Annotated in this window: 7 protein-coding genes; all 7 read right to left on the bottom strand. The window is 47.5% G+C overall.

Going from position 1 to position 12,032, the window contains the following annotated elements; all coding sequences use genetic code 11:
• Positions 1-111: 111 nt before the first annotated feature.
• A complete protein-coding gene (locus tag AB4Z30_RS01430) occupies positions 112-3,780 on the bottom strand; it encodes a dynamin family protein (protein ID WP_441922541.1) in 3,669 nt (1,222 codons plus the stop codon).
• A gap of 430 nt (positions 3,781-4,210) precedes the next feature.
• The gene (locus AB4Z30_RS01425) at positions 4,211-4,483 is read right to left on the bottom strand and encodes an NAD/NADP transhydrogenase alpha subunit (RefSeq protein ID WP_441922849.1); all 273 of its coding nucleotides are present in this window, start codon (positions 4,481-4,483) and stop codon (positions 4,211-4,213) included.
• Positions 4,484-4,503: 20 nt separating this feature from the next.
• The gene (nth, locus tag AB4Z30_RS01420) at positions 4,504-5,202 is read right to left on the bottom strand and encodes an endonuclease III (protein ID WP_441922539.1); all 699 of its coding nucleotides are present in this window, start codon (positions 5,200-5,202) and stop codon (positions 4,504-4,506) included.
• Positions 5,203-5,363: 161 nt separating this feature from the next.
• On the bottom strand, positions 5,364-8,102 hold the full coding sequence (locus AB4Z30_RS01415) for an S-layer homology domain-containing protein (RefSeq protein ID WP_441922537.1): 2,739 nt from the start codon (positions 8,100-8,102) through the stop codon (positions 5,364-5,366).
• A 70-nt stretch (positions 8,103-8,172) separates the two neighbouring features.
• Entirely contained in the window at positions 8,173-8,853 is a 681-nt protein-coding gene (locus AB4Z30_RS01410; RefSeq protein WP_441922535.1) for a GerMN domain-containing protein, read from the bottom strand.
• Between the two features lie 34 nt (positions 8,854-8,887).
• Positions 8,888-10,297 carry an N-acetylmuramoyl-L-alanine amidase gene (locus AB4Z30_RS01405; RefSeq protein ID WP_441922533.1) on the bottom strand — a complete coding sequence of 470 codons (1,410 nt, stop codon included), beginning with the start codon at positions 10,295-10,297 and terminating at the stop codon, positions 8,888-8,890.
• Between the two features lie 259 nt (positions 10,298-10,556).
• Positions 10,557-11,963, bottom strand: a complete 1,407-nt coding sequence (locus AB4Z30_RS01400; protein WP_441922531.1) for an N-acetylmuramoyl-L-alanine amidase — start codon at positions 11,961-11,963, stop codon at positions 10,557-10,559.
• Positions 11,964-12,032 lie beyond the last annotated feature (69 nt).

Raw genomic sequence — 12,032 nt, 5'->3', positions numbered from 1 at the left:
TTTTACAAACGTTTCCAAAACATTTGCATATACGGCTGACTTTTCTGCTCGTAAAGCAGCGTCCCATCCGTTGCTTGCAGGTACACATCCTAATGTAAACTCCGCGACCTTCTACTCCTGCATTTCTGTTAACTGAGCGGACAACGCTGCCCATTTCTCCGCTGGAATACCACTTGCGAGGGTATCCTGTATGCCTGTAACGGCTTCTTCCAGCCTGTCGGTTAGCTGACGGGAGTGATGCTGCACGGATTGAGAAACCTGCGTATCATAAAATTGCACTAGCTTATGTTCCGAAGCCGGGAGCACTTCAATGATCATCTGCTTAAGAACAGGGTCAAGTGCTTCTTGAAGGCGCGGACGTCCATCCCCCTCAAAAAACTGCTTCGGATTACGGAAGTAACTCCAATAGTTTTTCCAACCCGACGGTTCTTCAAGCCGGATCTCCTCCAGCACAGGTGTACTCCACTTTTCATCTAGTGTTAAGGACAAGTCAATGCCACCTGTCAGTTGTTTCACCTCATCGATGCATTCCGTCACTTGCTTGGCAACCCAGGCATGCCCTGTCTGTTCCAATCGAAGCGTTGTAGCAAGCAATTCCTGCTCCAGCTCAATACCGATCATGCGCAGCAGCTCTCGGCCACAGGCCGCGAATGCCGTTTTCAGATTGCCCTGATCCTCTCGCAACACTGATGGATGAAACGCTTCTGCCATGAACTGACCGAGCCGGAAAGCAAGACGTTGTCTGACATGGAAGAGCAATTCGTTCGTTTCCTGTGACAACTCTTCCTTCATTGACCGCTGTGCCATTCGCTCAATCCGCTGACGGGACTGTCCCGAGATTGTTTCCAGTTCATCACGCCGCTGACGCAGCGCTTCTTCTCCTTGTGCCGCATCATTCGCACGCTGCTTCAATCGCTGAATGACACGTACCAACTCTTCGGAAGCTCCGCCCACTGCCAGATCAGCCAGTTCTTTGCCTGCGAATTGATTAAACTCTTCTTCGAAACGGACAAAACCAGATTGTTGCAATCGATCATCGTTTCCATCCATTTTTCCTTCCATCGCAAGCATGCTGGATACCGGGAAAAGACGTGGTGAACGGATTCCATTTTTTCGCAGCTCTGTACCTACGTGATCAAGCACCTGCTCCAATTCTTCGTCCGAAGATGATAAGTCACTTGCGTTCACCACAAAGAACATTTGATCCATCGCGGAACTGTCTTTAACCCGCCCCAATTGATTCAGGAATTGTCGATCTCCCTGAGAGAAGGCATGATTATAGTAGGTTACAAATATGAGTGCATCGGCATTCTTCATATAATTGAACGTTACCCCTGTATGCCGTGCATTAACCGAATCTGCTCCCGGTGTATCCACGAGCACAATGCCCTGTTCGGTCACTTCACAGCTGTAATACAGGTCAATGGAATCGACAAAACACGATTTTTTCTCATTGGCTACAAAATTACGGTAGCCGCTTAAATCTACCAGCACATCCTGCCCGAGCTGATTCGACGTCTCTTCCCAACCAGCCGCTGCTGCCTGCAAAAAGCTGTAATGCGGACGTCCTGCCGGATGCACATCTTTTGGCGTGAGCGATTTCACCCGCTTCTGCCATTCGTTGTCCGGCTCCCCAAGCCCAAGCAGGCGGAAGGAATACGCCAGGTCTTCCTGGAAGGCCTCCGGGGTCTTCATGCGAACCCGGGCAGTACCATGCTCCGCGCYGTCGGCCGGAGCCATGATGCGGTTAATCGCCGCTGTTGTTGGATGCGGCGATACAGGGAGGATTGCTTCGCCTAGCAATGCGTTGGCGAAGGAGGATTTGCCCGCGCTGAACGCACCGAACAGCGCAAGGGTGAACGTGCCGCCCGCAAGCGAAGCCGCGCGTGCACGCAAATCCCGTACCGCCGACCCCATGGCGGGGTACGGCTCTACCAGCGCAGCAGCGGCTTCCAGCCGTGCCGCTGCTGCGTCCAAGCGCCGGCGGCGTTCCGCGCCAGCCGCCGGTGCGCCCTGCGCCGCTGCTGCGCGCGGCGGCGCAGGGGCATGCGTCTGTGGCTGCGCCGCCACAGACGCGCACGTGCCCGCCTGAGAAGCGGGAGCTTCGCCCGGTTCAGGCGCGGGCACGTGCGGGCCCTTCACCTCCGGCAATAGCCCGGAGGGGAGGGGGCCCGCAGGAGGCAGCAGGCTGCGCAGCCCTGCTGCCTCTTCGGCGGCGGCGCGCTGGAGCGCCGTGTAGCGCGCCGCCGCCGCGGATTGCGCCAGCAGCGCTGCGCGGCTGGCGTTCAGCGCTTGGAGCGCGGCTTCGCCCTGCGCAGCCAGCGCTTCCAGGATGCGGTCGGCCAGCAGCATCGCCGACTTGCGGTACCGGGCCTCAATCTCGCCCCGGACATCTTTGCTGAATTGCAGTGTATACTCAGGCGACAGTTCTGCACTCGCACTTCGTTTCAGTTCAAGCAATTCTTCATTAATTGCAGGCAACTCGGTGTTAAGCGCCTGCTCCCACGTCGCATCCCACACTTGATAGGTTTCACCCAGTTGTCTGAGCATCGTACGGATATGGACCTCCACTTGACTGGAGGTTTGATCCTGGAGCAACCTCACCAGTTCCGATGCGCGACGCTGTTTCTCCTGCTCCGTTTTACCACCTGAAAAGAGCAGCCCTACCCGAAATCCAGGCTTGCGACTCTCCAAATAAATAGCAGCTGAAGTACGTATATCCGCCGGGGTAAGGTTTGCGTTAGCAAGCAGTGAATCCACTTCTGCTCTGAATTTCTCACGAACTTGCGAAGGTCTGCCCTGAAGTTCTACAGCTTGCTCATCCAGAAGGGCAAGTTCACGCTCCAATCGTTCAATGCCTTCTTGCCCGCCAATTTCTTCAAGTAGTGCCGTTTCCTCGTCTTCTCTCTTTGCAGCCTCCCGCACCAAGTGCTGCTCCGTGATATGGCTGGCCGAACTTATCAAACTATGTGAGATCAGTTCTTCCTTTTTGTTCATGAGCTGTGTAATCAGCTCTGGCAACTGACTCCACTGATTATGTCGATGCTGTTGATCACGCAAAGACGTGAATAACAAGCCGTCATAACGCACTTCCCATGCAGCAAAGATCGCCTCTACCCCTTGCACATATTGATCAAACGAAAGCTCCCGCTCCCGATGTTTGTCGATCTGATTCACAATCAAAAATAATGGCTTGCCCCAGTCGGACAAACTTTTGGCAAAAGAAAGATTGGTTTCCGACTGAACATGATTGTAGTCCATCACATAGAACACCACATCAGCCAAATGCAGAGCAGAATGTGTAGCCAGACTATGTCCGCGGTCCGTAGAATCTACACCTGGCGTATCTAGCAATACGGCTTCGTCTTGCAGCAGCGGGATATTATCCCATACATCAATGGAACTATATGCCCCGCCATTTTTACAATACGCCTCTAGTTCCTCTGGTGAAACCTCCAATGTGCCTGCTTTATTGTCAGCGCTTTCGTTTGGTGTCGTATAAATAAGTGCTCTCGGCTTACCGTTGCGTATCGCGACGACATTCGCACTTGTTGGTACTGGACTTGATGGTAGTACTCGCTTCCCACACAAGCTGTTGATCAAACTCGACTTGCCTGCCGAGAAATGTCCACAGAACGCAATCGTCAGATGTTTCGTTTCAGCCTTGTTGATTAAATCCGTTAGTGCCTCTACAGCGGTATGGTCCCCTGACTGCTTCATTTCTTCACGTAGCGGTAACAAAGGTGTGGCCATTTCTGCTGGGTAATCTGTTCTGGACATGACTGGCCTTCCTCCTGGCTCCTCTAATTTGACATCCGTTTCGACGTCAATCTCTGATTTATCTCCATATAGTTTAACATCATCATGTTTGAATTTGAACGATTTACCTCGAATCTGCATGTAGATGGATTCCAGATCAATATAAGTTCATATCGAGATGATTTGTCTCGTGATCATGTCAAAAATTCATTTGAATCGACTGAACATTCTGATCTCCACGTTTCCGTGTGCATAGTTTGTTACAGCAACCTACTATGTAACTATAAAAAAATAAAACCGAACATGTCGGTTTTATTCAGGTTACGCTTTTAACTCCCACTCTAATCAGGGACGTTTATCATCAAGTAACTGGCTGCATGACAGCTTACACTAACGATCGCTTCTCGGCAATGTCAATGCAACCAGGTTCTTGATCATATGTTAATTAAACTTAAGAAACTGCGTTTTCCATTGTAGGCAACAAGATTTCAAAAACTTGACCATGCTGCAAAATGGTAATGTCACGGCCTTTGTCTCTCATTACAACAACCTCAGGTTTTGTGGACATGCGCTCCAGATAATGCTCAGGCACGTCGCCAGAGTGGCTTACCGTAATACCTTCAACTTCTTTTTCTTCATTCTCAGCCATTTCTTGCTCAACGATTTGCTCAAAAATATCGGAGAAGGCTTCAAAATTATCAGTGTACACGGAAATGCATTTCATCATTATTCATCCTTTTCTGCTCATGAATTTAATTTTCTTTTTCGGGTGGTAATACGTTCCTTATCTTTCCTGATCTGGGACGTTTTCATACGTTTTTTCCCTTCCCTGCATATGTCCAGTAACGGACAGATATGACACTGGGGCGTCTGAGCCTTGCAATGGTAGCGTCCAAAAAATATAAACCGGTGATGAGTTATAGTCCACTCATCCCGAGGTACGCGCTTCATCAGTTTCTTCTCAACTTCAAGTACGGAGTCATCCCAACCCGCGAGACCCAGTCTTTTTGACACACGTTCAACATGAGTATCTACAGCGATAGCCGGTACGCCAAACGCATTCGAAACGACAACATTCGCGGTTTTTCGCCCGACACCTGGCAAGGTGACAAGCTGATCATGCTCCTGCGGGACATCTCCGCCATACTGCTCTATTAAAATTCGGCACATGTTCTGGATATGCTTGGCCTTGTTTCGGTACAATCCGATTCGCCTGATATCCTGCTCCAGCTCTTCAAGTGGAACCCCCAGATAATCTGCAGGGCTTTTGTACTTTTGAAACAAACCTGCAGTGACCTTGTTCACCGTTTCATCTGTACACTGGGCAGATAAAAGGACAGCTACCGTTAGTTCAAATGCATTACTGTGATTTAATTCGCAATGTGCATCAGGAAACATGGCTTCCATTGTTTCGAGTATATGTTTTACCGTCGCTGCATTCATGAAGAGCTACCTCCCACAAATCTACCCCGCGTTGCGGAGCCTTACTTCAAGCTTCAACCAAGTAGCTAGGCGGGGATCCGAAAGCTTGCAAAAAAAACGTCCTGATGCGGGAAAGATCCCGTATCAAGACGGTCATTCTTTTGATCCTCGAAAAGAAACGATTACTGTTTTTGAATCTCCATTACGACATTGTTCAGGAGATACAATACAATATTATCATTATCTCTGAGAGATTGCACGCTTAAAGTGTTGTCACCCTGGTGAACAAATACGTTGGAACCCAGAGCAAAACGATAGTTCATGTCTGATGTCGATTCGCGTTTAACCAAAATCTGGTTACCCACTCCATCATACGACCAGAACTGTTTGCTCATGACAGTAAGTACTCTGAAACGCGTAGAATTATCTGTATCTTTGGTCATTTCCACGCGGTCACCAACCGTCAAGTTAGTCAAAGAAGTTAATGTCGAGCCGGCTTTCACCACTTTTACAGGGCCGCTCACAGACATTTTTTCTGTCGAACCGTTAAACTGTTTCAGTGTAACCGAAGTACCATCAACTGCAGTAACTTCCGCAAAAGTGCGTTTTACCACCTGTACCGCTTTTGGCGTTATTCCTTCAAATGTCACGTTAATCAATTGACCTGCGATCAGCTGTGATGTCGTAATCGTTTGTCCACTTTCACTTGTCAGCACTGCCTGATCAAAGTAGAACTGGCTGGAAAGCAGATCCGATTTCACCCGGACCCGGCCATTCGTTTCTACACCAACAATTTCAAACTGAGCTGCCGTTTTCAGCGCAATTTTTTGTACTACATCCTGATTTGATCCGAGGGTAATGGTAACATTATCGCCAATCTTCAAATCAGACAGGCCCCCATTAGATTTGTTGTACATTTCAACCGCAGGCGCCGTTGTGTAAGGGACAGTAATGGTCTGGCTTCCAGATAACAAGCTGATTTTTCGGTTTGAAGTATCAATACTGCTGATTGTTCCTTCATATTTGTAAATAACCTTCACCGTCAATGCACGAGTTCCGACATAAGTTAGATCCAGTTTGCGTCCGTCATTTAACAAGGACTCCAGCCCTGCCAATGTCGGTTTCGAGGAATTATAGTCCATTTTCGTCTTGTCATCCAGTGTAAATACATATGGCTTTTTATTCGTATCCAATACGGTCAGTAATTTTGTTTTGCTGTTGTAAGATACGACCGTGGCTCCGTTCAGCGGCTCCATCTGCCGTCCGATGACTTGAATCCGTGTTACCTGATCATCACCGTTTAACGTAAGCTCAACCTTGTCGCCATTATTCGTATCTGTAATCAGATCGTTTAGCGATGCTTCCTGGATACCGCTAATGATAACTTCCGGCTTCTCAATCAGCATTTTTGCTTCAAGGGAACCACCATCACGTTTAAACATCACTGTGGACTGATTGCCACCAATCTCAACCAGCGTTCCGCGAACAGATTGTTCAACTCCCTGCGCAAGCTCAATCGTCTGCAGCACATTATCTTTTACGGTATATTTTACGGAACTGCCTGCCTTCAGATCAGCAGCGGACAGAATACGGTTTTGATAACGAATAATCAGGTTATCATTGTACGTATACTGCTCTGCTGCACCGGCAGCATTGACCAGCTTGATGGTTTTGCTGGAAGCAGCCACTTCCGAAATAACGCCGCTGTCGCTTTTATTGACAATTCCAGATTTCACCTGCACCAGAACTGTTTTTTTGTCAGCCGAGAATGTCTCGCGCTGTACTTCGATGGTGCTGTCCGCTGTAATGTCTGACAATTTGATCGCTTTCCCATTTTGATCTATAAAAGCGGTATTCTCATCATAAGAATACGTTTCATAATTTTCGCCTACGAACAGTCCGATTTTATTGCCTGTAAGCGAACGTGCAAACGTACCTTCAACGCTCTCCACTTGAGGTTTCGCATCAACAACCTCCACATAGGATGCTGCTCCTGCTGAACCTACAATAAGAACTTTGGTATACAATTTTACATCTGTCGCCGATGCCCGTGATTCACTATCTTTAGTAAAGTAGAGGGTACTGCTGTTCACTGCATAGTTAACAGCTTTACCGTCAACAACCAGCGTGATCTGCCCGTCTTTCAATCCGGTAACGTAACCCGTAGAAGTATTCGAGTATTTTGTATCCGTCAACGATTCACCACGGCTATAGAATGTAGCAAGCTGCGCACGGGTTACAGAACCTGTTGGATCGAATTTATTATTTTCCAGACCTTTGGCCAGATCCAAACTAACAGCCAGGTTTACATACCCTTTTGCACTGTCCGAGATATTTGCATTGTCTGCAAAACCTGTAGACTGGTTATTTTGAGCCTTCGCTTCAGCATCTTTGTTCAGCGAGCGGATTAACAGTTTGGTGATCCATTCGCGAGTTGCCGGCTTCTGGCCCCATGTCGTTTTAGACACATCAGCTGATGCTTCTTCCGTTTTATCCACAAGTCCCAGTTGTAGTGCAAGCGCGACATATGGCTTGAAATAGTTTCCCACTTCCATATTTGTCGGTAATGCCGCAGCCGTGCTGGTGTTCAACCGAGATTCCATATTCATAAAACGGATGGCCATCGTGATCGCTTCCTGCTGCGTTACCGCGTCTCCCGGACGAAACAGGCCGTTATTACCGAGAAGAATGCCTTGATATGCCAGCTTGTATACATGTTTCTCAGCCCAGTATCCGGCCTTGATATCACTGAACATACCTGATGGTGCAGCCGTGTTACTTAATGTTGCAGTCTGGCCCTGTCCCGTTTCTGTTGTGTCTGCTGCCATTGCAGCCCCACCTGCACTCAGGGCCATCATGCCTGCTAGCACGGCTGATACTACTTTTTTAGAATGTGATGGATAGTTATATTTAAAAGTCACCTATGATTCCCCTCTCTCATGTAAAACGACCTTATTCCGTGAGTCCACGTTAACACTTTTGAAGCACAGCTTAATTGGATCTTGTCATTGGATGTTCAAGATCCACATGTCCCATCAAACTTTCAGTGGACTTACCATCTACCAGCAGATCAAGTGACTTCACTTCTTCATACTGGAAAAATGTTTGTTTCAACGCATCGATGGCAAACAACTCACCGCCAGCACCAAGACGTGCCGTATCTGGCATATGAATATCCAGTGTCAGAGCTCCATCCTTGAACTGAACTGATTTCAGCTCAATCTCTTTGGACCAAAGCGGAACGAGCTTATCGTCTTTGCTCTGCTGCAGAGAAGCAAAAGTCTCCTTATATTTGTCATCTTCCGATGCAAACGTAATTTCAGCCGATGCTTTGTGAAGTTCTAGCTCCTCCGGATCAGTAAAGAACACTTCAATGGACTTCTTCTCCTTGCTATCGGATGTTGAAGGTTTGTCCGTAGACGTTCCACCGGAAGATGTTGTTCCCTCTGAACCTCCGTTCGCCGAGTTAGATGGTGTTGTATTTTCTTCGGAACCAGCAGTTGCAGGATCGGTAATTACCTCACCCTTCACCTCTGTAACGCCGCTCCCTGTTTGTGTCTCTGATCCCGCACCTTGCGTCTGACTCGGAGCAGCTGTTGGTTTACTTCCACATCCAGCAGCTACGGCCATTACCGTTACCAGCAAAGCTGCGATCCATATCTTTTTGTTCATTCTAACTCCGCCTCCTCAGCATAAGGGTTGTCCCTTATTGAATTCCCAGATACTCCTTGATCCCAGCAACAATACCTTTGGCTACATTGTTCTGGAAATTTTCTGTAAACAGCACAGCCTCATCACTCTTGTTGCTGAGGAATCCTCCCTCTAACAGCACTGCAGGCATCGTTGTTTCACGAGTTACATGCAGACTAGCCATTTTCACGCCCCGGTCTTTCAGTCCCGAAGACTTCAAGAGATACTTGTGCATAACATTAGCAAGTTCCTTGCTTGCCGAGCGTGAATAGAAGGTTTCTACTCCCGTTGCCGCTACAGGGCCGCTATTCGCATGAATGGAGATAAAGATATCTGCATTTATTTTTTGTGCAACTTTCACACGTTCTTTAAGTGCAAGAAACGTATCGTTGCTGCGAGTTAATACAACATCAATTTTAGGTTCTTTTTTAAGAAGTGCCTCTACTTTCAATGCCATGGCAAGATTGAAGTCTTTTTCCCTTTTGCCAGAAACACCAATTGCTCCGGGGTCCTGATCTCCATGACCTGCATCGATGACTACGACCTTCTTGCCATTTCCGCCAACGGGCGGAGCAGGTGTGCCACTTTGATTGTTCAGATCAATAATGAGCAGTCCTGAATCGTTCTGTACACTGTACCCCTTGGCACCTGTCAGATCAATAACAAACCGAATGGTGGAAGGACTGTTGCTGTATAAGGAATAACGAATTTGAGACACATCCGGATAACCGCTAACAACGAGCTGCCCATTCTGATTGCTGTCCAGAGCCTGACCTTGACTAAACGAATCAGCAAAAGCAGTATTTGGTAGATCAATTACAATTCGATCCGGGCCATTCATCGTAAAGATATTTGGCTCTGTGCTTCCGCTTGTAGCAATCATGAAACGGTTGTCGCTGAAGCTAATACCGTTTACTTGCACAAGACCTTGCTGATCCGATCCTCCACCAGCGTTTCCAGAGTTCGGAGGAGTAATTGTCCCGTTTCCGGAACCTACATTCTGGGTAACTAATGTTACCGTCTTCGTGGTATTGTTCCAACCCACCTTAAGACCCATTTGCTCTCCGATGAAACGGAGTGGTACTAAAGTTGTACCATTTTTTACGAGGGGCGGGGCATCCAGGTCTACGTTACTGCCGTTCACTGTTGCCGTCTTCTGTCCAACAATCATCTGCATGGCAGTGTTGTCTTTGCTAATCGTCACCGTTTGCGACTGTTGCTTCCAATCGACGGAATATCCCAGACTTTCGGAAACCACACGAATTGGCACCATCACCTTGCCATTGATGTTTTCCGTTTTCGTATCCGAAGGTTGTACAATCTCATTCCCGTCTAGGATAATTTTCGTGTCTGCTGCTGCATGACTATAGCCCGGGAAAACGAACCCGAAGACAAATAACAGTACCAAAAAACCGAACTTCTTCATCCTTCACCCCTACCAATCTCATATTTTTTCGCCGCATGTTGCAGTCTTGCAACTTTCACTTCACACTTGGGCATTACCAGACACCTATTAGACGCCTCCCAATCACAAAAGTTGCGAATATATTCCAACATAACAGAAAAAAAACGTTGTCAGATCAAGCTTTTTTTACATTTTTATGTCTCTTTTTTTCCTAATTTATCAAATATGCATCTTGAAACAACGCGCTTCCCTAATCTGCATATTTACGAAAAATGCTGTTCTACAAGCTCAAATATTCTAAAATACCGTCGACAATCGCCTGAGCACATTGATCCTGATACGACGTTGTAAGCATTAGAGCTTCATCTGTTGGATTACTCAAAAATCCTAATTCGAGCAGGACAGCCGGCATCGTTGTTTCCCGGGTCACATGAAGACTCGCTACTTTTATTCCCCGATCCTTAAGTCCTGTTACAGGCAGTACATGCTTGTGAAGAGTCTCGGCTAAACTCTTACTCTCATTGCGTGTATATAACGTTTCAATTCCACTCGGAACCGGAGTTGTAAATTTGTTTCCATGAATGGACACAAACAGATCCGCTTGGTTCAGTTTGGCTATATCCACCCGTTGCTGCAAGGAAAGCTCCGTATCATCCTGACGTGTAATCACGGTCTGGATATTGGCATGTTTTTCTAAAAGTGCTTTCACTTTAAGTCCTACAGCTAGGTTAAAATCTTTTTCGTAGGCTCCGGTTACACTGACCGCACCAGACTGACGTCCACCATGCCCAGGGTCAATAACAATTACTGGTTTACCATCATTCTCCGGTAATGCTGGTTGACTGCCTGATGTTCCATTTGTAGCCGAGAGGTCGACGAGCAGCACGTTATTCTCCCCAAGTGACCAGTTTGCTGTTGCACTTTGAGTCAGATCAAGCACCACTCTTACTGTTGAAGGCGACTGGCTGAACATGGCGAATCGGACTTTCGAAACGAGAGTTGAGTCCGTGACGGCGAGCTGCCCACTTCCATCAGGGTTTGATGCTTGTTCCTGCACAAATGTTTGGGAGAAGGACGTATCCGGCAAATCCACTACAATTCGCTCAGGACCGCTGATACTGGATAATTTGGGATTAATGCTTCCATTTGTTGCGATGATCAAACGGTCTCCACTGTAACTAATACTCTGCAGTTCCGTCTGACCAACCGGGGCAGGAGTAACCACCGGATCGCTATCTGGATCAGGATCAACAACAGGTGGAATACTGAAGAGACTGACCGTTTTAGTACTATTGTCCCAGCCAACCTGTAAGCCCATGCCCTCACCTACGAAACGCAAAGGAACAAGTGTCGTCCCCTGTTTAATCAGGGGAGGTGCATCCAAATTGACAATATTGCCATTAATCGTAGCTGCATCCTTTCCAGCCGTCATCTCAATGGAACTATTACCCCGCTGAACGTGCACAGTTTGTGTTGCCTGTTCCCATTTCACGTCATAACCTAGGTTTTCGGATACAATCCGAATCGGAACCATGACCGTTTTGCCAATGTTCTCTGACGGCGCTCCTGCCTTCTGATCAATGGTGACTCCATCAAGCACGATAGAAGGCGCACGGTCTGCATGAGCCATCATGGGAAAAAGACAAAGGAACAGAAAAAAAACGACTGCTGCCGACCATTTCTTCATACGTTATCCACCATTCTTAGTAAGTTATGAAATCTATATAATTTGGACGGCGTAAATCAATCGTTCAAC

It is taken from the genome of Paenibacillus sp. 2TAF8, from assembly GCF_052114825.1.
Taxonomy (GTDB): domain Bacteria; phylum Bacillota; class Bacilli; order Paenibacillales; family Paenibacillaceae; genus Paenibacillus.
This window is presented reverse-complemented; position numbering and strand designations above follow the sequence as displayed.